This is a genomic window from Flavobacteriales bacterium, from assembly GCA_016124845.1.
Lineage (GTDB): Bacteria > Bacteroidota > Bacteroidia > UBA10329 > UBA10329 > UBA10329.
This window is the reverse complement of sequence record WGMW01000009.1, coordinates 98,555-123,047: the sequence shown is the minus strand read 5'-3', so window position 1 is coordinate 123,047 and position 24,493 is coordinate 98,555. Positions and strand designations below refer to the sequence as shown.

General features: G+C 48.6%; 23 protein-coding genes. 7 read left to right on the top strand and 16 right to left on the bottom strand.

Annotated elements, in window-relative coordinates:
* Positions 1 to 16: 16 nt before the first annotated feature.
* The 7 genes from murD to GC178_04595 are packed head-to-tail and all read right to left on the bottom strand — an operon-like array spanning position 17 to position 7,872.
* Positions 17 to 1,348 (bottom strand): UDP-N-acetylmuramoyl-L-alanine--D-glutamate ligase, encoded by a 1,332-nt coding sequence (gene murD / locus GC178_04625; GenBank protein ID MBI1286844.1) that lies wholly within the window; start codon positions 1,346 to 1,348, stop codon positions 17 to 19.
* Entirely contained in the window at positions 1,348 to 2,598 is a 1,251-nt protein-coding gene (locus tag GC178_04620) for a phospho-N-acetylmuramoyl-pentapeptide-transferase (protein MBI1286843.1), read from the bottom strand. The genes murD and GC178_04620 overlap by 1 nt, the downstream gene beginning before the upstream one ends.
* Entirely contained in the window at positions 2,598 to 4,058 is a 1,461-nt protein-coding gene (locus GC178_04615; protein MBI1286842.1) for a UDP-N-acetylmuramoyl-L-alanyl-D-glutamate--2,6-diaminopimelate ligase, read from the bottom strand. Before GC178_04615 ends, GC178_04620 begins: the two co-directional genes overlap by 1 nt.
* Positions 4,055 to 6,154 carry a PASTA domain-containing protein gene (locus tag GC178_04610; GenBank protein MBI1286841.1) on the bottom strand — a complete coding sequence of 700 codons (2,100 nt, stop codon included), beginning with the start codon at positions 6,152 to 6,154 and terminating at the stop codon, positions 4,055 to 4,057. The genes GC178_04615 and GC178_04610 overlap by 4 nt, the downstream gene beginning before the upstream one ends.
* Positions 6,151 to 6,516 carry a hypothetical protein gene (locus GC178_04605; GenBank protein MBI1286840.1) on the bottom strand — a complete coding sequence of 122 codons (366 nt, stop codon included), beginning with the start codon at positions 6,514 to 6,516 and terminating at the stop codon, positions 6,151 to 6,153. Before GC178_04605 ends, GC178_04610 begins: the two co-directional genes overlap by 4 nt.
* Complete coding sequence (rsmH, locus tag GC178_04600) at positions 6,513 to 7,412, bottom strand: 16S rRNA (cytosine(1402)-N(4))-methyltransferase RsmH (protein ID MBI1286839.1); 900 nt, start codon at positions 7,410 to 7,412, stop codon at positions 6,513 to 6,515. Before rsmH ends, GC178_04605 begins: the two co-directional genes overlap by 4 nt.
* Positions 7,399 to 7,872, bottom strand: a complete 474-nt coding sequence (locus tag GC178_04595) for a division/cell wall cluster transcriptional repressor MraZ (protein MBI1286838.1) — start codon at positions 7,870 to 7,872, stop codon at positions 7,399 to 7,401. The genes rsmH and GC178_04595 overlap by 14 nt, the downstream gene beginning before the upstream one ends.
* 255 nt (positions 7,873 to 8,127) lie before the next feature.
* On the opposite strand from GC178_04595, the gene GC178_04590 reads away from it, so the two are divergent.
* Complete coding sequence (locus GC178_04590; GenBank protein ID MBI1286837.1) at positions 8,128 to 8,886, top strand: alpha/beta fold hydrolase; 759 nt, start codon at positions 8,128 to 8,130, stop codon at positions 8,884 to 8,886.
* A complete protein-coding gene (locus GC178_04585; protein ID MBI1286836.1) occupies positions 8,886 to 9,506 on the top strand; it encodes a YihA family ribosome biogenesis GTP-binding protein in 621 nt (206 codons plus the stop codon). Before GC178_04590 ends, GC178_04585 begins: the two co-directional genes overlap by 1 nt.
* Before the next feature lie 48 nt (positions 9,507 to 9,554).
* On the opposite strand, the gene GC178_04580 is transcribed toward GC178_04585, so the two are convergent.
* The 3 genes from GC178_04580 to GC178_04570 form a co-directional block, all read right to left on the bottom strand.
* Entirely contained in the window at positions 9,555 to 11,495 is a 1,941-nt protein-coding gene (locus GC178_04580; GenBank protein ID MBI1286835.1) for a T9SS type B sorting domain-containing protein, read from the bottom strand.
* Positions 11,496 to 11,616: 121 nt separating this feature from the next.
* Positions 11,617 to 11,943, bottom strand: coding sequence for a gliding motility protein GldC (gene gldC, locus GC178_04575; protein ID MBI1286834.1), 327 nt, complete (start codon positions 11,941 to 11,943; stop codon positions 11,617 to 11,619).
* Position 11,944: 1 nt separating this feature from the next.
* A complete protein-coding gene (locus GC178_04570; protein ID MBI1286833.1) occupies positions 11,945 to 12,958 on the bottom strand; it encodes a hypothetical protein in 1,014 nt (337 codons plus the stop codon).
* Positions 12,959 to 13,005: 47 nt separating this feature from the next.
* On the opposite strand from GC178_04570, the gene GC178_04565 reads away from it, so the two are divergent.
* The 3 genes from GC178_04565 to GC178_04555 are packed head-to-tail and all read left to right on the top strand — an operon-like array spanning position 13,006 to position 15,941.
* A complete protein-coding gene (locus GC178_04565) occupies positions 13,006 to 13,830 on the top strand; it encodes an outer membrane beta-barrel protein (GenBank protein MBI1286832.1) in 825 nt (274 codons plus the stop codon).
* 56 nt (positions 13,831 to 13,886) lie between these two features.
* Positions 13,887 to 15,524: an NAD+ synthase gene (locus GC178_04560; protein ID MBI1286831.1), complete on the top strand. Its 1,638-nt coding sequence runs from the start codon at positions 13,887 to 13,889 to the stop codon at positions 15,522 to 15,524.
* 12 nt (positions 15,525 to 15,536) lie between these two features.
* Positions 15,537 to 15,941 (top strand): hypothetical protein, encoded by a 405-nt coding sequence (locus GC178_04555; GenBank protein MBI1286830.1) that lies wholly within the window; start codon positions 15,537 to 15,539, stop codon positions 15,939 to 15,941.
* Here the strand turns inward: GC178_04555 and GC178_04550 are convergent, their stop codons facing one another.
* The 5 genes from GC178_04550 to GC178_04530 form a co-directional block, all read right to left on the bottom strand.
* Positions 15,942 to 16,967, bottom strand: coding sequence for a 2-oxoacid:ferredoxin oxidoreductase subunit beta (locus tag GC178_04550; protein MBI1286829.1), 1,026 nt, complete (start codon positions 16,965 to 16,967; stop codon positions 15,942 to 15,944).
* Positions 16,968 to 17,073: 106 nt separating this feature from the next.
* Entirely contained in the window at positions 17,074 to 18,954 is a 1,881-nt protein-coding gene (locus GC178_04545) for a 2-oxoacid:acceptor oxidoreductase subunit alpha (GenBank protein ID MBI1286828.1), read from the bottom strand.
* 60 nt (positions 18,955 to 19,014) lie between these two features.
* Positions 19,015 to 19,254, bottom strand: a complete 240-nt coding sequence (locus tag GC178_04540) for a NifU family protein (GenBank protein MBI1286827.1) — start codon at positions 19,252 to 19,254, stop codon at positions 19,015 to 19,017.
* A gap of 8 nt (positions 19,255 to 19,262) precedes the next feature.
* Positions 19,263 to 20,363, bottom strand: coding sequence for a P-loop NTPase (locus GC178_04535; protein ID MBI1286826.1), 1,101 nt, complete (start codon positions 20,361 to 20,363; stop codon positions 19,263 to 19,265).
* A gap of 49 nt (positions 20,364 to 20,412) precedes the next feature.
* Positions 20,413 to 20,790 (bottom strand): hypothetical protein, encoded by a 378-nt coding sequence (locus GC178_04530; protein MBI1286825.1) that lies wholly within the window; start codon positions 20,788 to 20,790, stop codon positions 20,413 to 20,415.
* A 25-nt stretch (positions 20,791 to 20,815) separates the two neighbouring features.
* Between GC178_04530 and GC178_04525 the strand changes: the two genes are divergently transcribed.
* Entirely contained in the window at positions 20,816 to 21,991 is a 1,176-nt protein-coding gene (locus GC178_04525) for a hypothetical protein (GenBank protein ID MBI1286824.1), read from the top strand.
* Between the two features lie 105 nt (positions 21,992 to 22,096).
* Positions 22,097 to 23,128, top strand: coding sequence for a c-type cytochrome (locus tag GC178_04520; protein MBI1286823.1), 1,032 nt, complete (start codon positions 22,097 to 22,099; stop codon positions 23,126 to 23,128).
* Positions 23,129 to 23,130: 2 nt separating this feature from the next.
* Here the strand turns inward: GC178_04520 and hemL are convergent, their stop codons facing one another.
* Positions 23,131 to 24,429 carry a glutamate-1-semialdehyde 2,1-aminomutase gene (hemL, locus tag GC178_04515; GenBank protein ID MBI1286822.1) on the bottom strand — a complete coding sequence of 433 codons (1,299 nt, stop codon included), beginning with the start codon at positions 24,427 to 24,429 and terminating at the stop codon, positions 23,131 to 23,133.
* Positions 24,430 to 24,493: the final 64 nt, after the last annotated feature.

Here is a 24,493-nt window from a genome sequence, read left to right as displayed (position 1 = left end):
TTTAGGTTTCCTTGGTTTATAGTGATCGAACAGCAGTTTTGAACTTGCGTCCGCGGTCCTCATAATTCTCAAACAGGTCGAAGCTGGCGCAAGCTGGCGAAAGCAACACGGCATCTCCTTTTTTGCCCAGATAGTAACTCGCTTTCACGGCTTCCTCGGCAGACTGCGTATCCACAATGGTCTCAACAATACCCTCAAAGGCTTTGTGGATTTTCTCGTTGTCTGTGCCAAGGCAGATGATGGCCTTCACCTTGTCCCTCACCAGATCGGCCACAATGCTGTAATCGTTGCCTTTATCAACCCCGCCCACGATCCAGATCACAGGCTGGTTCATGCACTCCAGCGCATACCATGTAGAGTTGATGTTGGTGGCTTTCGAGTCGTTGATGAACTCAATTCCCTGAACTTTCCCGACCGATTCGAGGCGGTGTTCAACGGCATTGAAATCGCTCAGGCTTTCTCGGACAGTTTCTTTGCGAAGCTCCAAGAGGCGACCTACAATTCCCGCGGCCATTGAGTTGTAGGAATTGTGTTTGCCCTGTAGTGCAAGTTCGTGGATCGACATGGTAAAGTTTGAGTTGTTGAGGTTTATGTTGAGATTATTCTGTTCGATGTAAGCGCCTTCGGCAACAGTTGCGTTCAGGCTGAATGGGTAGCGCTTGGCTTTCTGTAAGGCGTTCAGCGATGAAGTGATATTCGAATCATCCGCGCAGTAGATGAAAGCATCTTCTTCCGTCTGATTCTGCGTGATGCGGAATTTGGAATTGATGTAGGCTTCCATGTTTCCGTAGCGGTCCAAATGGTCTGGAGTGATGTTCAGCAACACAGCCAGATTGATGCGACTGTCGTACATGTCATCCAGCTGGAAGCTGCTCAATTCGAGTACGAGGTAATCGAATTCCGTATCGGCTACCTGCCAAGCCAAGCTCTTACCAACGTTGCCAGCCAAACCAGCATTCAAACCTGCTTTGGTAAGCATGTGATGGGTGAGCAGGGTAGTAGTGGTCTTGCCGTTTGTACCTGTAATTCCGATAGTCTTCGCGTTCGTGTACTTTAACCCGAATTCGATCTCCGAAACCACAGGAACACCCTTCTTGCGAAGCGACTGAACCAAAGGAGCCGTTTCAGGAATTCCAGGGCTTTTGATCACGAGGTCAGCGTTCAGGATTTTCTCTTCGGAATGCACGCCTTCCTCAAAGTCGATCTGCCAGCTTTTCAGGTTCTTCGCGTACTTTTCCTTCAGCTTTCCTTTGTCGGAAAGGAAGACGTCCCAGCCCTTTTTCTGACCGAGGTACGCTGCGCCCGCACCGCTTTCACCACCGCCCAATATGACGAGTCGCTCTGCCATTATCTGAGTTTCAGGGTTACAATGGTGAGTACTGCGAGCATGATGCCTACGATCCAAAAGCGGCCTACGATCTTCGCTTCGTGCCAGCCCTTTTTCTGGTAGTGATGGTGCAGCGGAGACATGAGGAAGATTCTGCGGCCTTCGCCATATTTCTTCTTGGTGTACTTGAAGTAGCTCACCTGCATCACCACCGAAAGGTTCTCCATCAGGAAGATTCCGCACAGAATCGGGATGAGCAGTTCCTTACGTATTGCCAACGCGAAAACCGCTATGATGCCGCCCAATGCCAAGCTTCCTGTATCGCCCATGAAAACCTGAGCTGGGTACTGGTTGTACCATAGAAAACCGACACATGCACCAACAAAGGCTGCGATGTACACCACCAATTCGCCCGAACCTGGGATGTACATGATATTTAGGTAATCGGCAAAAATGATGTTACCCGAAACGTAGGCCAATGCTCCAAGTGTGACTCCCGCAATCGCTGAAGTTCCAGTGGCCAGACCATCCAGACCATCGGTAAGATTGGCTCCGTTGGAAACAGCCGTCACGATGAAGATGACAATCGGAATGAAGATCAACCAACCCCAGTCTTTCGCTTTATCGCCCAAGAAGAATAGGAGCGAACTGTAATCGAATTCGTTGTCTTTTACGAACGGAATCGTAGTGACCAGTGAGTGTTCAGGTTCGCCATAAACTGGAGTTCGCTGGAGTTCAACGGTTTTTCCATCCACAACCGTTTCAACGGTTTCTCCGCCATGTACCAGTCGGTCTTTTATGGCTACATCTTCGTTGAAATAAAGCGTGCATCCAACGATGATCCCGATGCCGATCTGGCCCATGATCTTGAACCTTCCGGCCAAACCTTCCTTATCTCGTTTGAAGACCTTGATGTAGTCATCCGCGAAGCCGATCAGTCCCAACCAAACGGTGGAGACCAGCATCAGAATCACGTACACATTATGAAGCTGCGCGAATAGTAGCGTTGGAATGACGATGGAGGAGAGGATGATGATTCCGCCCATTGTAGGTGTTCCCTGCTTGGCAACTTGGCCTGCGAGGTCGAGGTCGCGAACGATCTCACCCACTTGCTTCAGTTGTAGGAACTCAATCACCTTCTTGCCGATCAACATCGAAATGATAAGCGAAGTGATGATGCTCGCAGCCGCTCGGAATGAGATGTACTGGAACACGCCAGCTCCTGGCAGATGGTAATGCGATTCAAGGAAGTCGAACAGATAGTATAGCATCAGTGGATCTGTTTGAGGTTGGTGGTGAGTACTTCCATGTCGTCAAATGGCGTGCGAATACCTTTGATCTCCTGGTATTTCTCGTGGCCTTTTCCAGCCACAAGAATGATGTCGCCTGGCTGAACCAACATGCAGGCCGTGCGGATAGCTTCCGCGCGGTCGATGATGGTCACAGCTTTCTTTTTCAGAACTGGGTCAAGGCCAGCTTTCATGTCTTCGATGATGGCCAGCGGGTCTTCGCTTCGCGGATTGTCAGAAGTGAGAATGACCTTGTCGCTGCCTTCAGCTGCAATGCGGGCCATTTCTGGTCGCTTGGTCTTGTCGCGGTCGCCACCACAACCCACAAGCGTGACCAGTTTTTCATTTCCGGTGCGCAGTTCGTGAATGGTCGAAAGCACGTTATCCAGCGCATCGGGCGTGTGGGCGTAATCCACAATCCCAAGAATGTTGTTCTCCGTTTTGATGAATTGGAAGCGACCGTCTGGCGAATGCAAGTTGCTGAGTGTGGTCAGGATTTGCAGTTTCTCTTCTTTCAGTTCGAGCGCTGCTCCGTAAACGCTCAGAATATTGTAGGCATTGAACGAACCGATCAATCGCGTGATCACTTCCTGTCCGTCAATGTTCAGGATCAGTCCAGTAAGGTTGTTCTCAAGGATTTTGGCCTTGCGATCAGCCATCGATTTCAGACCATAGGTAACGATCTTGGCCTTGGTGTTCTGCACCATCACCTCACCATTCTTGTCATCCACATTGACCAGTGCAAATGCCTTGGATGAAAGTCCATCGAACAGCATCTTCTTCGCCTTGATGTAATTGCTGAACGTCTGGTGGTAATCGAGATGGTCGTGAGTGATGTTGGTGAAAATGGCTCCCGCGAATTCGATTCCAGCCACACGGTGCTGATCCAACGCATGCGAACTCACTTCCATGAAGCAGAATTCGCAACCAGAATCCACCATTTCAGCCAAAAGTCTGTTCAGGTTGATCGGGTCTGGAGTGGTGTGCGTGGCTGCAACAACGGTATCGTTGATCAGGTTTCTGACCGTTGAAATCAATCCGACCTTGTAGCCCAACGCCCTGAACAGTTCGTAGAGAAGCGTGGCGGTGGTTGTTTTACCGTTGGTTCCAGTTACGCCAACCAGTTTCAAATCTTGCGAAGGATTGTCGAAGAAGTTCGAAGCGATGACGCCTGCAGCATAGCGGCTGTTCTTCACTTGCACGTAGTTCACTTCCTTTTTCAGTTCCTTCGGAAGCTCCTCGCAAACGATGGCCAATGCGCCTTGCTCAATCGCCTTTTCGATGTAAGCATGGCCGTCAGTCAGCGTGCCTCTCACAGCGATGAAAAGCGAGAATTTCTTCGCTTCGCGCGAATCGATACACACGTTTTCAATGGCCACGTTGGTTGAACCCACCACCTCTTCAATGCCTGCCCGATACAATATGTCCTTCAGCAATTTCATGATAGGCGGATGGTTATTTCGCGTCCTTCGGTGATGCGTGTTCCTGGAATGATCGACTGTTGACGGACAACTCCCGAACCTTCCATTGTCACTTTCAAACCAGCGTTTTCGAGTAGATAGAGCGCATCCATGGCGCCCATTCCTACCACTCGTGGAACAAGGTTTTCTATCACTTCGCGCTCCGTGATTTCTACTTCATTGCTGTCGGCACTTGCCACGGCCCATTTCGCGTCTGGGTCTTTCACTTCGGCCTTGATCTCAAGTGAACCAAGTGCGGTCATCAGGTCTTTTTTCTCGGTGACTTTGGCAAATGGAATGCGGCCATCTGCCATTTCAGGGTCGGAGGCAACTTCCTCCAACATCTTCACTTGCGTGGAATAGACCTTGTCGCTGATCTCTTTGAAAACGGGGCCTGCAACCAGGTTTCCGTAGTAAACCGAACTGGTTGGCGAATCCACTACCACAATGCACGAATAGCGTGGCTTCTCCGCAGGGAAATAGCCTACGAAAGATGCCTGATAGCTTCGGTTCTGGTGGTAACTTCCACCTTTCGAGATCTGCGCGGTTCCCGTTTTACCTGCGATCTTGTAGTTGGCGTGCTTCAGGTTGCGAGCTGTTCCGTGTTCCACCACGCCTTCCATCAGGAGTTTGAGGTTGTCAACCGTTTCTTGGGAACAGATCTTTTCTTCCAACACGACCGTTGGGAACTCCTTTTCAATGCTTCCATGCTTCGCGATGCTGTTGACAAAACGCGGCTTCACCATGCGGCCATTGTTCGCTATTGCGTTGTAAAGCGTCAGTATCTGAAGAGGTGTTTCCAATACTTCGTACCCGATGCTCATCCAAGGCAACGAGATGCCCGACCACGTTTTATCATCTGGCGATGGAATGGAAGGTTGTCCTTCCCCTTTGATCTCCAATCCAAGCGGTTGGTCGAGGTGCATTTTTCGCAAACGGTCCACCATTTTCTTCGGGTCTTTCTGGTAGTGTTGCGTTACCAGTTTTGAGATTCCAACGTTGGAGGAGATTTCGAATGCTTTGGCGACTGTTATCTTATCATAAACGCCCGTTTTCGAGTCCTTCATGGTCTCGCTGTAATAGCGCTTGATGCCGCCTTCGATGTCAACCGAGTCGGTGATGTCCACATAGCCATCTTCCAACAGGCAGATCATACTTGCCAGTTTGAAGGTTGAACCAGGCTCGGTGGCCGCACCAATGGCGTAGTTGAAGACCTCTGCGTAGCTGCCATCTTCCTGTTCGGTAAGATTGGCGATGGCCTTGATGGCACCTGTTTCCACTTCCATCAGAACAGCACAGCCGTGGTGCGCGCCATGCTTCTGAAGTTGTGTGTAAAGCGCATGTTCGGCTACGTCCTGAATGTTGATGTCGATGGAAGTGATAAGGTCGGAGCCATCCTCAGGTTCCACCTCGTTCTCATCGTTCAGCGGTTTCCAGTTTCCGCCAGCGATCTTCTGCATCAGTCGTTTGCCGCCAACTCCAGAGAGCTCTTTCGAGTACGCACCTTCCAGCCCAACGCTAAAGTCGGGGCGGTCGTAACCGATGGTTCGCGCTGCAAGATGCTTGAACGGCTTCGCGCGCTTGTTGTATTGATGATAGATCAGCCCGCCTTTGTACTTGCCACGATTGAAGATCTCAAACTCGCGAAGCGCCTTCAGTTCCTTGTGGCCAACTCTCCTTTTAATAAGGAAATACTGGCTCTTGTTGAGGCGCGCCTGTGTCAGTTCGCGCTTATAGGTTTGGGCAGATTTATCCTTGAAAAGACCAGCAAGCTGTTGCGAGAGTTTGTCGATGTGTTCGTTGAAATACTCATCAGAAAGTGCTGGAATGGCCGCATCCCAACGGATTTCATAGATCGGTTCGGAAGTGGCCAAAAGGCTTCCGTCTGCCGCGAAGATGTTGCCACGCGCAGCTTCGATCTCTCGGAAGGCGGTGGTCTGCGATTCCGCTTTTTCGCGCCACTTTTCACCTTCAATGAACTGCAATTGCGCCACGCGACCAACAATGGCCAGCGCAAACACGCACATCAGTCCGTACGACAGATAGACTCGGGTCTTTATTTGTTTTTCAAGACTCAATTCTCTGGCTTCTCTTCTGGTTTGATGACGATTTTCTTTGGTGGAACCACGCTCTCGTAAATGCCCATTGGGGCAACTGCTTTTGCCACCTCACTCTGCTTGCTCACGAACATCAGTTCCGAGCGCGTGGAGATGAATTCCGACTTCAGGTCTTTCAACTCGCGGTTCAGTTTTTCCATGCCGATGATGGTGCCCTCTCCGTAGTGGCTGTTGCCGATGTAGAAGATGCCGATGCCGAACAGGAAGAGCAGGTACGGGATGTTGTTGAGCACGTTGTCGCGTGTCAGGAAACTTCCGTCCAGCACACCAAGCACGCGCTTCGCGATGGAATCTCCGTTGGTATTTTTCGCTTCGGTGCTCATTTCACTTTTTCTGCAATGCGGAGCTTGGCGCTTCGTGCGCGCGGGTTCCTTTCTATTTCCTCATCCGTTGGGATGATTGGTTTGCGATTCACAGCCTCGAACGGCACGATCGGTTTTCCGTAGAAATCCTTCTCGATCTTTCCTTCAATGTTGCCGCTACGGACCAGATTCTTCACCATGCGGTCTTCCAGTGAGTGGTAAGAAATGACCACCAATCTTCCGCCTTCGGCCAACAGGTTCGGCATTTGAGTCAACATCTCTTTCAAGGCGTTCATTTCATCGTTCACCTCAATGCGGATGGCCTGAAAAACGCGAGACAGGAAACTGTTCTCCTTTCCTCTTTGCGCCAATGGTGTGGCAATTGCTTTGAATGCTTCGATGCTGTCGATGGAGCCGTTGCCGCGCGCATTCACAATCGCATTCGAGAGTTTCCAAGCCTCCTGTAGGTCGGAGTTTTCTCGGAAGATCCGCGCAAGGTCTTCGACCAAATACTCGTTAATGACCTTGTGTGCGGTAAGCTCAATTCCAGCGGACATGCGCATGTCCAATGGGCCATCAGCACGCGTGCTGAATCCTCGGCTTGCCTCATCAATTTGGTGTGATGAAATACCGAGGTCGGCCAAAATACCGTTCACAGGCAACGCTCCGTAGTACTTCAGAAAGTTGCGTACGTATCTGAAGTTGTGCGGGATGAATGTGAATCGACTGTCCTGAACCAAGTTCATTTGTGCGTCTTTATCTTGATCGAAGGCGAACAGATGTCCACCTTTCAAATGCTTTAAGATCTCCCGTGAATGGCCGCCTCCTCCGAAGGTCAGATCCACGTAAACCCCATCAGGGTCGATCATTAAGCCGTCAACGCATTCCTGTAACAGGACGGGGTCATGGTAGGTCATCAGCCCCGTCTTTAAGGCTGCCCATGACTTCTTCAGCCAGTGTGGCAATGTCTGTTTCAGGATTGCTCAGCTTGGCCTCGTAAGCGTCCTTGTCCCATATTTCCACATAGGTACCGGCACTTGCGAGAACGATGTCCTTGTCAATTGCTCCGAATCCCACAAGGTCTTTGGGGATCAGCAATCGACCGGTCACATCAAGCTCAACGATCTTAACCCCGGCAGTGAACAATCGAATGAACTCGACATTCTTGCGAACGAACTTGTTGAGTCTGTTCACCAAGTTCATCTTGTCGTCCCACTCGCTCATCGGGTAGAGTTCAAGGCATTTCTCGAACATGCCGCGCTTCATAACGAAGCCACGCTCGAGGTCAGACATCAACTGCTTCTTCAATGCTGTAGGAAGCATGAGTCGGCCTTTGGCGTCCACCTTACACTCGTATGTCCCGATGATGTTGGTCAATTCCTCAGGGATTTATCAGGTAAAGTAATGGATTATCTACCACTATTTACCACAGTTTACCACAACTGTTGAAAACTTTATAGTTCAAAGCTACATAAAGGTTACGGATTAACGAAGATTAAGTACGTTTTAGTATAAAATTGGTGGTGGTAAAAAGTGGAGGTAGTGTTGATAAAGGTGAAATTTCGGGGTTGTTCTGTTCGGCTTTCCGCCCCTTCATTTTTGGTTAATTTTGGGCGAACGTCATTTCAACGGATGATAAAGGAAGAAGCAGGGCATAAGTACATTGAGCGTGGTGAAGGGCCGGTGTTGCTGGTTCTGCATGGCCTTTTCGGTGCGCTCAGCAATTTCCACGGTGTGCTGGATGAATTCTCGAAGGATTATAAAGTGGTAATCCCGATGATGCCGATCTATGATCTTCCACTATTGAAAACCAACGTGAAGGAGTTGGCGGGATACATCCATGAGTTTGTCACCTTCAAAGGCTACAATACCGTTTCGCTACTTGGAAATTCGTTGGGCGGTCACGTTTCGTTGGTTTACACGGTTGTTCATCCCGAAAAAGTGGACGCGCTGATTCTGACCGGAAGTTCTGGTCTGTACGAGAACGCCTTCGGAGGTTCTTTCCCTCGAAGAGAGGATAAGGCATATATAAGGAAGAAGGTGGAGGCTACTTTTTATGATCCTGCTACTGCCTCAGAAGAATTGGTTCAAGAGGTTTTTGAGATCATCAATGATCGGAACAAATTGGTTCGTATTCTGGCTATTGCCAAGTCGGCCATCCGTCATAACATGAAGGACGATCTTCCAAGTATCAACGCTCCGGTTTGTCTGATCTGGGGAAGAGAAGACGGTGTTACTCCTCCGGAGGTGGCTGATGAGTTTCATGAGCTCCTTCCAAATTCAGAGTTGTATTGGATTGAAAAGTGCGGACATGCACCAATGATGGAGCATCCGCAGCAGTTCAATCAATTGCTTGCCCCGTGGCTGAAGCAGCACGTTAAAGCCAACTGATGTCGGTGGTAATTAAAGATGTGAGTTTTGTGATGAGCAATTCGGACGTGCGTAAATGTCCGAAGCCGGATCGTCCTGAATATGCATTCATTGGTCGCTCCAACGTTGGCAAGTCTTCGCTGATCAATATGTTGATGCAGCGGAAGAACCTGGCCAAGACCAGTTCCACGCCTGGTAAGACACAACTCATCAATCACTTTTTGGTGGATGATGTATGGTACTTGGTGGATCTTCCCGGATATGGGTTTGCCAAGGTTCCAAAAGCCCATAGGCAGAAGTTTGAGAAGATGATCTCGGATTACATTCTACAGCGGGAGAATCTGGTGAATGTTTTTGTGCTGGTTGATTCAAGGCATTCTCCTCAGACGATCGATCTTGAATTCATGGAATGGCTTGGTATGTCGCAGATTCCGTTCAGTATTGTCTTTACAAAGTTGGATAAACTGAAACCCAAAGAGGTTGAAGCCAAGATAAAGGCCTATCAGGATAAGATGCTGGAAACCTGGGATGAGCTCCCACATCAGTTCTTAACGTCAGCAGAAAAGTTTGATGGTCGGGAAGAGCTTTTGGAATATGTCAATCAGTTGAATTCTGATTTCGCAGGAAAGTTCGGCCAATAAAAAAGGCTTCCTAATGGAAGCCTTTTTAGTGTATTTACACCGGTCCGGTTACCTTATCAACTGAAGCCAACCTTTGTTTACATCTCCTCCCGGAGGCGTACTGAAATTGTCACCGTTGTCTTCAATGGCGTTACCGGAAACCATCGTTGGGTTTGTAATTACGTAGAAATACGTTCCAGCCGGAGCTTGCACGCCAGCCGAAGTGGTGCCATCCCAAGAAATAAGTGGAGAAGTGTTTTCGAACACAATATTGCCCCAGCGGTTGTAGATCTGAAGTTTGTAGTCGCCTACTGCGCTTGTTCTTACGTCAAACACATCATTCCATCCATCACCGTTAGGGGTAAATACGTTAGGAATGATCATTCCTTCAACAACATTGACTGAAATGACCATGGTGTCCAAACACTCAAGTCCGCTTCGCACAATGAGTTGAATATCATACGTACCTGTTTCACCGTACGTATGGTAAGGAGTGGAGTCATTGCTTGTTACGCCATCACCGAAATCCCAATACCATTCGCTCGTCAATATGCTCGAATCCACCATTCCGAGAATGTCGTCAACGAAAATTCCTCCTGGCAAGGTCGTGTCAGTACTGATTGAGAAGTTGGCGATAGGAAGCGGCCAGATCTCTACACTGTAGTTCTGAAGATGTGAAGTACATCCTCCATTGATCGAATTCGGAATGGTTTCTAAAACATCAACCGAACCGTAAACAGCGCCAAGACTGTCATTGTGCCAGATAACCGTTACAGAGGTGCTGTCTTGAGCTATTACCGTACCGCCTGTAACCACGAAATCGTAAGAAGATCCGTTATCAGGTACGGAGTAGGTCGTAGGGACGTTTGCGCAAAGCGCGGTATCTCCGGTAACTTCTGGTGCTGGCGGAACACGGAAGCCAAGAATGTAAGCGTCTTCTGGATAGGTTGCGAAATCAGAATAGTTGTAAACACCTACTTGAGGGTAGAAATTCACTACACCCGATGCGGTGTTGATCAGGTCTTCCCAAACAGCGTTACTGGTACTCCAATTGGCCATGGTGTTGTAATCCTCATCGATCAGTGGCGCGAATGGATTGGAACGAATATCAATTTCCGCTGCGGCCACACCGCCATTGTCCTTGTTGATTCTGTGATACCACCATGGGTTTACGTAGCAGAGGTTAGTGTCCAAATTCGTAACCGGAAGGCCGTTGATGGTCGCATTACGGTTCACGAATCTCACGTGAAATGTATCAACCGCGTTTGTCTGTGGTTTGATGATCACCGGACGGTAACGCTTGATCTGATTGGGTGAAACGTTCAAACGGGAACCGGTTGGGAAAAGATAGTTGGTATTCTGTGCAACCGCACGCGCCAAATTCCCATTGTCCAAACTTGAGACGAAACCACATGTGTCGCAGTTTGCATTGCGCTGTACAGCACCAACAGCGGGGTTAAATACCCAAAGGATGTTGACATCGGTTGCCCACTCACCTCTGTGCAGGTTGATCGTTCCGCTTGGGTCGATCTCTGTATCGATACTGTCCTGAACTCTTCGATTGTGTGCCATCAGTTCCACGTCATGGAAGCGTGTGATGGAAACACCTTGAATGGAATCGCCATCGATTGTGTCATTGGCAAAGAATCGGACTTTTCCCGTTCCTGCATAGAAGATGCCGTTGTTCTCCCAGTCACCGTAAACGTCAAACATGCCGTTGTTTCCGGGAATCTGTAGCGGGAATGTGTTGTCGCCACCGCACTGCGCATTATTGATGAAGTCGTTCTTCACGATCAACTTGCCCAAGTTGACAAGTGTACTGTCATTGTTTGTGAATGTGCCATCTACCCAAACTACAGCAGAGTCGTTGATCCCTCCATTGATGAAGAACATGGCTCCGTTGTTGAATACCAGCGGGTCTGGTTCGGCTTGGGCGTGTACGAGGTCAACCATTCCGATCGTTAGAAGCAACAACAGGAACAATCCATTAAGCGGGGTTGAGATTTTCATTGGACAGTAAAAGGTTTTACCTATTTGGTTTTGTCAAAGTTCACAAATATATACGCGCGGGGCGAAATCTTCAAATAAAACTTGGGGCGTAGTAAGCGCGTCATTGCACTTGCGCCCAAGTTCAATCAAACATCTCTTTGGCGAAATGTTGTCCGAATTCGCGCATATCGGCCGCCATTTTGTCTTCGCTTGTGGCCCGTTGCAGCGTATCGGCCATGGAAACAATGGTCTGATGGAAAAACCGCTTCATTTCATCTACGCGCATCTCTTTGGTCCAGAGGTCCATACGGAGTGTTTCTTCGCTATCGGTGTCATACACAGAGATCATAATCGCCTTGCTGTCGAGATTGGTTTCCATGCCAGCGTCTGTGGCCATCCAATCGATCTTTTCGGGCACTTGGTTCTCGTCAAGGGTTACGTTGAACGTGATCTTTGATGTCTTGCTCATGTTACAGTTTCGGTTTGTATTTGGAATGCGCCAGAATATCCTGCGCGTTCTGGTTCAGCATCAGCTGTTGAAGGCTGATGTTCGGGTTTTCCTGCATGTACTTCCGTACGATCTGCCAGCCGACCCATTGACCCAATCTTCCTGGTGAGTCTTTTGGAATTCCAGCCACGAACGGAGCTTGATTTATCCACTTGTTGATAGTCATGTAATCGGTGGTGTAGAGGAGTTCCTCATCCACCAAATGCGCCCAAATGCGTGGCTCGTATGTTTGGCACCATTCCATGGCGTAGGGGCTGAATCCGACTTTCACAGAGTCTTCCGTGTTTCGGAGCGTGGCATCAAGCGCATACAGCAATTTACCTTCAAAAACCATGTGGTCCAGCAGCGTTTTCCGTTCTGCCTCTGTTTCGAACATGGATTGTAACCAACCTTTCATGGCCTGCGGAACCACCTGATCGGGTTTCATGTTGTCGAACATATATTTCGGAAATCCTGCCAGAGGATACACGGGATAATCCGCACCGAGAAACATATCGAGTCCAATGCCCAATGTGGTCTTGCTTGCAATGACGCTGTTGTTCAAGGCCGAGATGACAAACACGACATTCGGCACCAAGCTATCTGGAAAATGATACTTGAAGTGACGGAATCCGTCAGTGAGTTGTTCTTCAATTCCTTCAAGATTCCCGAATTGCTTCTCAACATCACTGTGCAGTGTAAGCATGTTCTCGTTGGTGATGAACTGCGCTACCGCAAACGGAAACGAGCCATCTTCGGGGTTTCCAAGTTGCAGAACACCTTCCGAGTAGAGCGTGAAAAATTCTCCATACTTGTCTTGGAGCGTTTTGGTGTCGGTTTTTCCTGCCGTTGGGTCGAGCGCGAAGAGTTCTTGGTCCAAGCGACCGTAACCCATGTTCACCTCAATATGGCTCACATCCACATCGAGTGGGTTGCTGTTGCAGCCCATCAAAGCAAGAATCGATAAAATGATCGGCCAATGCCGTGAAATTCTCATGCCGAATGATCGTGTAATTTTGGCAACGAATTGAAGCGGTCGAAATTATGAAAAACCTATTTCTGACATTGATTGCCGTATCGTTGAGTGTGGCGGGTTTTGCACAGGATCAGAAGGTCGGTCCTCAGCTTCGGAAAAAGTTCCGGATCGGGTTCAACCTTTCGCCATCTGTCGATTTCTTTCAGCCCAACACAGAAGGCGTGAAATCGGGTGGTGCGCGGATGAAGTTCGGTTACGGCATGATGGCCGAATACGCCTTCACCAACAATTATGCGGTGGCATTCGGGCTGGAACACAAGATGGCCGGGGCGGCACTTAATTTCAATGGAGCGGATGTGCGTTATCTGTCCACACAGAACGATTCTACCTATCGGTTGAGTTCGCGCGTGTATCGATATGATTACGTGAATCTGCCGATCACATTGAAGTTGATGACCAACGAGATCGGGTACTTTACGTATTTCGGTCAGTTCGGTGTGGATCTATCCGTTTTGGTGGCGGCAAGGGCCAAGGATACGCGGCAAATGGTAACCGGTAGAAGTGTGGATGATAGCACGTTGGTGGTGACTGAAACGCTTGGCGCATCCGAAACTGCTGATTATAAACCTGTCTACAATCAGACCTCATTTGCCAATATCAAGTTGCGTATCGGAGCAGGTTTCGAGTGGCGATTCTCTGGCAACACCTCGCTGGTTGTGAGTGTGTCGTACCACAACGGTTTCATCGATCTGATGCGCGACCCGAAGAGCAGTGATCTGGATAAGAAAGAAGGTTTATACCGATACGATTCAAAGGATCCAAAAACGAAAGTTCCGTTCGAATTGAACGCGAACATGCATCATGTGGCATTGAATGTCGGAATCCTCTTCTGATTCCCACCAGTAAGAATACCTTTGCCGAGGCCTCAAAACCTCGGCTTTTTTATAGCATGAAGATCCGTCTTTCGCAGCTCAATTACCACATCGGCAACTTCGAACAGAATGTTCAGAAGATCATTGCGGAGGTGAAAAAAGCGGCTACCGACCAAGTGGATCTGGTGGTTTTTTCCGAGCTTTCCGTATGTGGCTATCCGCCTCGCGATTTTCTGGAGTTCGAGGATTTTATTCGAAGATGTGAGGATTCAATCGCAGAAATTGCAGCGGAATGTATGGGAATTTCGGCCATTGTCGGTGCGCCTTTGCGCAATGACGCGCCAAGTGGAAAAAGCCTTTTCAACGCAGCGTATGTTCTGGCCGATGGCAAGGTGAAGCAAGTGGTAAAGAAATCGTTGCTTCCGAACTACGACATCTTTGACGAGTACCGCTATTTTGAACCGAACCGTGCGTTCGAGACCGTGGAGTTGAACGGAACCCGAATTGCGCTGACCATCTGCGAAGATCTTTGGAACATTGAAGATCCGTTGTACATCACCAGTCCGATGGACGAGTTGATGAAACACGCTCCGCAGTTGATGGTGAACATTGCCGCTTCTCCGTTCGATTTTTCGCATCGCGAAGACCGTATTCGAATTTTGGAGAAGAACTGTCGCAAGTACGGTTTGCCGGTGCTTTATACGAATCATGTGGGCGCGCAGACCGAACTGATCTTCGATGGTGGTTCCATGGCGCTGAATGCGAATGGAAACCTTCTTCACGAACTCGATTACTTCCAAAAAGATTCATCCACGTTCGAGTTTGATGGAGATCTGAAATTGATCGGTGAAGAACGGAACGTTGATCAGCGATCCAAGATCGAGCGCATTCATGATGCGGTGGTTCTTGGCATCCGCGATTACTTTGGGAAACTTGGGTTCAGCAAGGCAGTTATCGGCCTATCTGGCGGAATCGATTCTGCCGTTGTTCTCTACCTCGCGCAGCAGGCGTTGGGCGCGGAAAATGTGCGTTCGTTGCTGATGCCATCTGGGTTTTCATCCCAACATTCTGTGGATGATTCGGTGCAGCTTTCCGAGAATCTTGGTACGCAGTACGATATTGTTTCGATTGAGAATCTATTCAAGAATTTCCGTCAGGATCTGAATCCGATCTTTGGTGATCTGCCGTTCAACTTGGCAGAGGAAAACCTTCAGGCGCGCATCCGTGGCGTGCTGCTGATGGCGGTGTCGAACAAGTTCGGGAACATCCTTCTCAATACATCCAACAAGAGCGAATGTGCGGTCGGTTATTCTACCATTTATGGCGACATGAACGGTGGCCTTTCGGTGATTGCTGACCTCTACAAAACAGAGGTTTACGAGCTGGCGCGATGGGTGAACAGAAGTGGTGAGGTCATTCCTGAGAACATCATCACCAAAGCCCCAAGCGCAGAGTTGCGCCCCGATCAGAAGGATTCGGACTCGTTACCTGAATATGACATCTTGGATGAGATTCTGATCCAGTATATCGAGAACCGAAAAGGACCTGCGGAGATCATTGCCATGGGACACGATGAGGCGTTGGTGAACCGTGTGCTCCGCTTGGTGAATCTGAACGAGTACAAGCGTTATCAGACACCACCGATACTACGGGTCAGTCGTAAAGCGTTTGGAATGGGACGCAGAGTTCCGATCGTTGGTAAGTATCTTTGTTGAAATTGATTGAAAATGAGCAGAACGATAATAGCATTTCTATTGGTGGTGATCGTGGGCGTTGGCTGCGCTACCAAAGCCGAAAAGGCCAAAACCAATATTGCGCAGACCTGGAAGATATTCAAGGTCTATCAGAACGATCAGGATATTACAAGTACGTATACTGCTACGCACATCAATTATCGATTGACCCTTGATAACGATGGTGGTTTCAACGAATCATACTATCCGGAAAGTGGAGGTCAGTTGGTGGAAGTGACAGGCTCGTGGCTTTTCACAGACGGCATCCGCAAGGTGACGCTTACCGATGGTAATCAAACTCGGATCTTTCAGATCGATCAGCTCGACAAGGACAACTTCAACATTACCGACCTGAGTGCCAACAGCAACGGTCGCAGGTTCGAACTTATCGCTGATTGATCAGCCGATCGTCCACGTGTTTTTTCCTCTCAGAAGCGCATTCAGGTCGCCTTCTCCAAATTTCTCTTTGGCAACTTCAACTTGGTTGACCAAAAGATCCTCATAGCAAGGTCTGTCTTCAGAATAGAAAACTCCGAACGGCCTTGGAAGTTCCCCTTCTGTGGCAGGATTTCCGTAGAAACGCGCCAGGATATTCGCTTTGGCGCGATCTTTCTCATCATGGATCCAAAGGTCATCTGCACTTGCTGAATCCATATTCACGATCACGGGCTTGAATCCATCCAGTTTAATTCCGAACTCATTGTTCTGACCGAAGATCAGCGGTTTTCCGTGCTCAACGAATAGCGTCTGCTGCTTCTTGGTCTCCTTGTCGGTCATGCCGAAGAATGCACCATCGTTAAAGACGTTACAGTTCTGATAGATCTCGATCATGCTCGTGCCTTTGTGGTGGCTCGCTTTCAGGAGAATGTCACGCATGTGAACAGGGTCGCGGTCCATGGTTCTGGCGTAGAACGTTGAATCTGCACCCAAGCACAAAGCCGCTGGGTTGAATGGATGGTCCAATGAACCCATTGGAGTCGACTTCGTGGTCTTTCCCTCTTCCGATGTTGGCGAATACTGTCCTTTGGTCAGGCCATAGATCTGGTTATTGAACAGCAGTACGTTTATGTCGAAGTTTCTTCGGAGAAGATGGATCAAGTGGTTTCCACCGATGGAAAGTGAATCGCCATCTCCTGTGATCATCCACACGCTCAAATCAGGATTTGTGGATTTCAATCCACTTACAACAGCTGGGGCGCGACCATGAATGCTGTGCATTCCGTACGTGTTCATGTAGTACGGAAAACGGCTGCTGCAGCCAATGCCCGAAATGAAAACGATATCCTCGCGCTTGATGCCGAGTTCAGGAATTACCTTCTGCACTTGTTTCAGAATAGAGTAGTCGCCACAACCTGGGCACCATCTTACCTCCTGATCGGTTTCCAACTCTTTGGCGGTCATTGCGCCATTCAAAACTTCTGCCATGATTTATTTTTTACCACAGCGAACACGGAGTTTTTTCACCGAGGTACACAGAGGACATTCTCTGTGATTCTTTGTGGATTCTTCGTGTTCTCTGTGGTTAATAGCTTTACTTAATTAACTGATCCAATAACTCCAACACCTTATTCTTGATCTCACCCTTGGTGAAAGGAATTCCCTTCACCTTGTTCAAGCCAACTGCTGGGATCAGGAATTCACTTCGAATCATCATTCGCAGTTGTCCCATGTTCATTTCAGGGATCAGAACTGTGTCAAAACTTCTCAGTACTTCTTCAAAATTCTGAGGGAACGGAAACAGATAGCGCACATGTGCGTGCGAAACCGAATGTCCTTCTTCCGTCAGGTCTTTCACCGCAGCCTTGATAGCTCCGTAAGTTGAGCCCCAACCAAGAACCAACACTTTTCCGGTTTTTGAGCCAAGCTCAATATCCTGTAATGGAACATTCTTGGCAATGTTTGCCACTTTCTGAGCACGGGTGTTCACCATGTGCTGGTGGTTGTCCGGATCGTAGCTGATGTTGCCCGTTCCGTCCTGCTTCTCAATTCCGCCAACTCGATGCTCCAGACCAAGTGTTCCAGGGATTGCCCATTTGCGCACCAGATTCTCATCGCGTTCGTAAGGCAAATATTCTCCGTCTTTCAGGTCACTTGGCGTTGCGAAGTTTCCTTTGAAGGATGGCAATTCATCTTCCGTTGGGAATTTCCAAGGCTCTGCACCATTTGCCAGATAACCATCCGAGAGGAAGAATACAGGCGTCATGTGTTGCACGGCCAATCGGCAAGCTTCAAAAGCCATATTGAAACAATCGGCTGGCGTAGCTGCCGCAACAACTGCTACTGGCGCTTCACCGTTTCTTCCGTAAACTGCTTGAAGCAGGTCGGCTTGCTCTGTTTTGGTTGGAAGTCCGGTTGATGGACCACCACGTTGCACGTTTACAATAACCAACGGAAGTTCCAGCATCAAGGCCAGTCCTATGGCTTCGCCTTTCAACGCAATTCCAGGTCCGCTGGATGCAGTAACGCCCAACGCGCCACCAAAAGACGCCCCGATGGCCGAAGCCACAGCGGCAATTTCATCTTCCGCCTGAAAAGTCTTTACACCGAAATTCTTGTGCTTGGCAAGTTCATGCAATACATCAGAAGCTGGTGTTATCGGATAACTTCCGTAGAACAACTCCAGACCAGAACGTTTGGAAGCGGCAATGAGCCCTAATGCGGTGGCCTGATTTCCCATCATGTTGCGATACGTGCCTTTCGGCATCTCCGCTTTGTCCACGCTGAAACGGGTTGTGGCCGTTTCGGTCGTGTCACCGTAGTGGTAACCAGCCTTAAGCACCTTGACGTTGGCGTCCACTATTTCAGGCTTCTTTTTGAATTTCTCCGAAACGAATTTGATGGTCGGATCCAACGTTCTATCGAACATCCACAGCACAAAACCAAGCACGAACATGTTCTTGGTTCGGTCGATGTCTTTAGTGCCAAGACCGCTGTCTTTCAAACATTCGCGGGTAAGTTTTGTAACCTCTATCGGATAGACCTTATAGTTGCTCAACGAACCATCTTCCAACGGACTGATGCCGCTTTCAACCTTCGCCAACCGAAGATTCTTGGCATCGAAACCATCTGTGTTGGCAATGATGATCCCGCCTTTTTTCAGGCTTTTGAGATTGGCCTTCAGCGCGGCCACATTCATCACAACCAGCGCATCGCACTCATCACCCGGAGTGAAAATCTCAATACTTCCGAAGTGAAGTTGGAATCCTGAAACTCCCGCCAGTGTTCCTTGCGGGGCACGGATCTCCGCAGGGAAATTCGGGAAGGTGCTCAGGTCGTTTCCGAAAAGCGCGTTGGTGTCGGTAAACTGCGTTCCTGTAAGCTGAATTCCATCTCCGGAATCACCGGCAAACAGGATGGTTATTTCTTTGGTCGTTTCTAACGTTGCGGACATACTTGTGTTTGTGGGCGGCAAAGGTAGTTTGCTAATTGCGGAAAACCTTGACGGTTATCAGCAATGGAAATGACGATTGGTTCAATGAGCGATAGCTTCAACGGCTGTGATCTGTGGTACGGAACGCTTCACAGCTTCTTCAACGCCCGCTTTCAGTGTCATTTCGCTCATGTTGCAGGTTTTGCAAGAACCTAATAATCGCAGCTGCACTACCATATCATCGGTGATGTTTACCAGTTCCATGTCGCCACCATCAGCAGCCAAGAACGGGCGCATGCTCTCGAGCGCGCTCTCAACCTTTTCTTTTAACTCCTTATCCATTTGCAAAATTATCGGGTGGTTATTTCCACCTTTTTAGTTGGTTCCAATTTCTGGTTGCGGTTTTCCACTTGCTGCGTTACGGCTGTCGCCAGATGCTTGAAGATCTCTGCGACTTCGGTGGTCTCCTGCAACAGTGCTGGACGGCCAACATCTCCAGCTTCGCGAACCGATTGTACCAGCGGAATCTGTCCAAGCAACGGAATGTTCAATTGTTCGCTCAAACCTTTCACACCATCTTTTCCGAAGATGTAGTACTTGTTCTCAGGAAGTTCGGCAGGTGTGAACCACGCCATGTTCTCCACCAAGCCAATTACTGGAACATTAATGGAGTCGAGTTGGAACATGGCCACGCCTTTTCGGGCATCGGCCAGAGCTACTTCCTGTGGTGTGCTCACCACAACCGCACCTGTTACTGGAACGGACTGAACAAGCGTAAGATGCACATCGCCTGTTCCTGGAGGTAGGTCGAGTAGGAGGTAGTCGAGTTCATCCCACCACACATCACCGAACATCTGTTTCAGTGCTTTGGTGGCCATTGCTCCTCGCCAAACAATCGGTTGGCGCGGGTCGGCAAAGAACCCGATGCTCATCACTTTCACACCGTAGCTTTCCACAGGCATCATATACTGTTTGCCATCGATTACCTGCACCTTCGGCTTTTCGTGAACGATATCAAACATCAGTGGCATGCTCGGGCCGTAGATGTCGGCATCTACCAAACCTACTTTGTAGCCAAGTTTGGCAAGCCCAACGGCCAAGTTGGCGGTCACGGTGCTTTTACCAACGCCACCTTTGCCCGAAGCAATGGCAATGATATTCTTCACTTTGCTCATGGTCGGTGGGCCTTGCGGTCCTTGCTGAATGGGTTTGGCTGCGATATTCACGCGGATCTTCACATCTCCGAACGCTTCGAAAAGCACGGTATTAATGTCGCTTTCCAGTTTCTTACGGATGTTGAGCGCAGGGCTTTTCACCTCCAGATCAATATCCACTTCCTTTCCGAACACCTGAATGTTCTTCAATTCGCCACTTTCGGCAATGCTCACATTGCCCGCAGGCGATTTCACCTTCTGTAGCACTTCGGCTACGCTCTGCTTATTTAGATTCATTCTAAATGCAAAGGTAACATTCGCAACGATGCGATGAAGCGGCTGAATGCTATCCAGTCAGCCATCTGACAGCCTCATCTTCGTTCAGGAAAATCCGGAAAGCAGGGTTGGCGCGATTGTTAACCACGTTCTCTATGAATTCTGCTCTTTCGGTGGGATATCGTTCTGGGTCAAAAATGACGGCCGTCTTATGTTTGAAGGTCATTCCCGGTATGTCCATTAGATGACTCATCGTATTTAACCCTTGAGTTAAGGATTGGCCCAACAGGCATTTTCGGATGTCGAAAAACAAGAGCAAACAATCATGATCGTTGGCTACTTTCAACGCTCTTTGAATGGTTTTCCGCACATTTTCCTTCGTAATTGCAGCTACGGGGGTAGCCCTGACAATGGCTGTATCCGCATCATATAGGATGGTGAGTTGCATAGGGTTTAATGTACGTAAGTAATTCTTGTCGGTGATTTTTGGTGGACATTGGTGTTTGAATCTTATTGTTATACTTGTTGATGTCTTCGGCAAGAGGCAGTCAAAGCCAACAGTTATGGTTGGCGTAAGGAACTGTCTGGTCGTTGACTTCATTATCACGGGTAACATGGGGGCTGAACCAGAAGCGTACGGTGTTAAAAGGGGCCAGGTAAGTCCTTTTCGCAGAACAGGATGGTTTCCGAAGGATTATTTCCAATTGTTGAATGCTGCTCACCGAGAAAAACTTAAGACGGATGGCTATTTTGTGCTTGAAGATTTTTTTTCGACAAACACTATCCGTGATGCGTGGTCTATATACAACGATTTTGAGCACGCTGGGGTCAATCAGATAGGAATGTATATGAGTGCTTATTCGAACGATGTGCATTATCGTAAGCAGGTGCATAACCGTCTTTGGAAATTGCTTGAGCCGGAGTTGCATAAGGTGTTCTGCGAATTCAAACCCTTGATATTCAATTTTGTTGTAAAACATCCAAGACCTAAACATTCTCTACCCCTACATCAGGATCCTGCGTTTATTGACGAGCGCGAGTATTCATCCATAAATATTTGGGCATGTATGATGGATGTGGTAGACAATGGTGCTGTTTGCGTGATCCCGAAGACACAATATGTGTTTCCACCATGTCGTACTGGTCTAACGGAAGAGGCTATCAATGAATGTTCTGAGTTCTTAAAACGCTATGCGATACCAATAAGCATGAAGGCCGGGGACCTCTTGGTATTTGACTCAAGGTTGATACATTATTCTCTGCCAAATATGACGGACAAGGAAAGAGTAGCGGTGGTCAGCTACATATATCCGGAGGCAGCTCCCCTTAAAATGACGGTGCCTGCATTTGATGGGGATGAAAATGAATGCAATGTTTTGGAACTTGAGCTGGAAGATCTGTTCCAGAGTGACAATTTTGAATCGGCTGACCGAAATGGTTTAAAAGGAAGAGTGATTGACCGAATACAGGTGGAACGGGTTAAGGTCAGCGAGGAACAATGGGAAAATTATTTTTCATCCATGGCAGTAAAGCGAACGGATACGGCTTCACAACCAGAATCAAATTTCCAATCCTCAACGGTAAAAGGCACTCGGTTCTCGTGGAATCGCCTGATAGCGTTCCTGCATCTTCTTACCGATTGGATCTAACAATACAACATGAGCCTCACGATGGGAAATAAGCTACCCATCTTTGATTCTTGGTTTCAGCCTTTTTCACTAAAATTGAGGTTCGAACAATAACCGATCTGCACCATGTACAAGTATTCCATCGTCATCATTGCCTTCGTGGTATGCAGCGGTTTTGCTGCCAGTAAATTCCTCAACCCAACCCCATACGACCCGAACACGCCAGTAAGCAGTATCCTTCTTGCTCTTGGGGATGAGATGCCGGAGCATTATGTGGGGACACAGAACATGGAAAAGATGGGGCTGGGCAAGGATATTGTGCAGTTGGGCGGTCCGTGGATGAACGGCAAGAACGAGTATCGTGTGTCTGAATATTTTGTTTGCACCGACTGTCATAATGTACTGCCAGAATCCAAGTATGCGGATGATAACGACCCGGATAGCCGACTGAAATATTCCATGGAGTTCAATCAGCCGTATCTGCCTGGTTCTACATTCTATGGAATTATGAACCGCACCAGTTGGTTCAATGGTGATAATGAGAAGAAGTACGGAATCGAATTGATCGGGCCTGCAAGACACAGTTTGAAGAATGCGATCAATCTATGTTCAAAGGAATGTTCTGTTGGCCGAGAACTTACAGATGAGGAAATGGAAGGTGTGCTCAATTATTTCAGTGCCATTGAATTGAAATTGAAAGATCTGAATCTATCTGATGACGAGTTGAAGCAGATCTCAAAATCTGGGCAGACGCCTGAAGAAAAGGCTGCCAACATCAAGTTGATCAAATCGAAGTATATTGAGGGTTATCCTGCAACGTTTGTTGATGAGATTCCCACCAAAGACCGTCAGATGGGCGAGAAGGGGAATTTGGAGAACGGAAAATGGATCTTCGAGAACAGTTGTCTGCATTGCCATGGACCAGGAAAAGTGACCAAGAAGACCGTCTTCGGAAGCGGGGAGGATATGAAAGATTTTGACTGGCTGGTAAAGTATTTCAAGAAAAGCAATGGCGGTTCGGTGTACTTCATCACACGCCACGGAACGGAGTCGAAGGAGAAGACCCCCGAATACATGCCGATCTACTCCAAAGAGAAGTTGAGCAATTCACAGATCGAGGATCTGGCGGCTTACATTCTTGCAGAGAGCAAGAAGTAAGTTTAGCCGAGTGCTTTGTCCAGCGCCAGCTTTATGATGCGTGCTGCCTCGGCAATGTCCTCATCCGTGTGGGCCGCACTTACAAATCCTACTTCGTAGCCAGATGGGCCGATGTAAAAGCCATTGTCCAAAAGCGCGTGGTAGAATTTGCGGTAAATGTTCATGCTTTCTGGGTCAATTTCTGCTGAACTTCTGATGCTGGGACGGTCGGAAAATGCGATCCAATAGATGGAACCGACCGAGAACATTTTCACTTTGTATTCCTTTTCCTCCACATGTTCCAGCACGGCCGAAACCAGTTTTTTGGTCTTCTTTTCCTGCGTGGCGTAGAAATTGGGTTCGAGCAATTGTTCCAACGCAGCTCTACCAGCAGCCATGGCCACGGGGTTTCCACTCAGCGTTCCCGCCTGATAAACGGGACCAAGCGGTGCGATGGAATTCATGATCTTCTCGCTGGATGCAAACGCCCCGACAGGCATGCCGCCACCGATGATCTTCCCAAGCGTGATGATATCCGGTTTGATGTCGTAAAGCCCTGCGGCACCTTCAAAACCCACGCGGAAACCGCTGATGACCTCATCGAAAATGAGCAGCGCATCTTCGTCCGAACAGATTTCGCGCAACGCGCGGAGAAACTTTCCATCCTGCAAAAGCAATCCGTTATTGGCAGGAATGGGTTCAATGATAACGGCCGCAATTTCATTCTTGAATTCCTCGAAAGCAGCTTTCACCGCTTCAATATCGTTCAGCGCAATGACGATGGTTTCATCCACAAAACTCTTTGGCACGCCAGCAGAACTCGATTCACCGAAGGTCACCAGACCAGAACCTGCTTTCACCAAAAGTGAGTCGACATGGCCGTGGTAGCATCCTTCAAATTTGATGATCTTGTTTCTTCCCGTATAGCCGCGCGCCAACCGGATGGCACTCATCACAGCTTCGGTTCCTGAACTCACAAAACGGATCCGTTCAACATATCTGTGATTCGAGAGAATCAGATCGGCCAGTTCATTTTCCTGCACGGTTGGTGCACCGAATGACGGGCCATTTTTCACCGCTTCGATGATGGCATTTTCCACCTTCTCGTTGGCGTGGCCAAGGATCAGCGGTCCCCACGAAGCGCAGAAATCGATGTACTCGTTTCCATCTGCATCCCAAACTCTGCTACCTTTTCCTTTGGTGATGAAACGCGGGGTTCCACCCACACTGCCGAATGCCCTTACAGGACTATTGACCCCACCGGGGAAAAGTGTTTTTGCTTTCTCAAAAAGTTGTTCTGATCGTTCTGTGCTCATCTCCATTTTCGCTGGTTGCAAAAGTAATCTTACCGCGAACTTTTGTTTGAAGCCGTTTATGGAATATCCT

Coding starts and splice junctions, on each gene's coding strand:
- murD (MBI1286844.1), bottom strand. CDS start 1,348: ATGGCAGAGCGACTCGTCATATTGGGCGGTGGTGAAAGCGGTGCGGGC.
- GC178_04620 (MBI1286843.1), bottom strand. CDS start 2,598: ATGCTATACTATCTGTTCGACTTCCTTGAATCGCATTACCATCTGCCA.
- GC178_04615 (MBI1286842.1), bottom strand. CDS start 4,058: ATGAAATTGCTGAAGGACATATTGTATCGGGCAGGCATTGAAGAGGTG.
- GC178_04605 (MBI1286840.1), bottom strand. CDS start 6,516: ATGAGCACCGAAGCGAAAAATACCAACGGAGATTCCATCGCGAAGCGC.
- rsmH (MBI1286839.1), bottom strand. CDS start 7,412: ATGACCTACCATGACCCCGTCCTGTTACAGGAATGCGTTGACGGCTTA.
- GC178_04590 (MBI1286837.1), top strand. CDS start 8,128: ATGATAAAGGAAGAAGCAGGGCATAAGTACATTGAGCGTGGTGAAGGG.
- GC178_04585 (MBI1286836.1), top strand. CDS start 8,886: ATGTCGGTGGTAATTAAAGATGTGAGTTTTGTGATGAGCAATTCGGAC.
- GC178_04580 (MBI1286835.1), bottom strand. CDS start 11,495: ATGAAAATCTCAACCCCGCTTAATGGATTGTTCCTGTTGTTGCTTCTA.
- gldC (MBI1286834.1), bottom strand. CDS start 11,943: ATGAGCAAGACATCAAAGATCACGTTCAACGTAACCCTTGACGAGAAC.
- GC178_04570 (MBI1286833.1), bottom strand. CDS start 12,958: ATGAGAATTTCACGGCATTGGCCGATCATTTTATCGATTCTTGCTTTG.
- GC178_04565 (MBI1286832.1), top strand. CDS start 13,006: ATGAAAAACCTATTTCTGACATTGATTGCCGTATCGTTGAGTGTGGCG.
- GC178_04560 (MBI1286831.1), top strand. CDS start 13,887: ATGAAGATCCGTCTTTCGCAGCTCAATTACCACATCGGCAACTTCGAA.
- GC178_04555 (MBI1286830.1), top strand. CDS start 15,537: ATGAGCAGAACGATAATAGCATTTCTATTGGTGGTGATCGTGGGCGTT.
- GC178_04550 (MBI1286829.1), bottom strand. CDS start 16,967: ATGGCAGAAGTTTTGAATGGCGCAATGACCGCCAAAGAGTTGGAAACC.
- GC178_04540 (MBI1286827.1), bottom strand. CDS start 19,254: ATGGATAAGGAGTTAAAAGAAAAGGTTGAGAGCGCGCTCGAGAGCATG.
- GC178_04535 (MBI1286826.1), bottom strand. CDS start 20,363: ATGAATCTAAATAAGCAGAGCGTAGCCGAAGTGCTACAGAAGGTGAAA.
- GC178_04530 (MBI1286825.1), bottom strand. CDS start 20,790: ATGCAACTCACCATCCTATATGATGCGGATACAGCCATTGTCAGGGCT.
- GC178_04520 (MBI1286823.1), top strand. CDS start 22,097: ATGTACAAGTATTCCATCGTCATCATTGCCTTCGTGGTATGCAGCGGT.
- hemL (MBI1286822.1), bottom strand. CDS start 24,429: ATGGAGATGAGCACAGAACGATCAGAACAACTTTTTGAGAAAGCAAAA.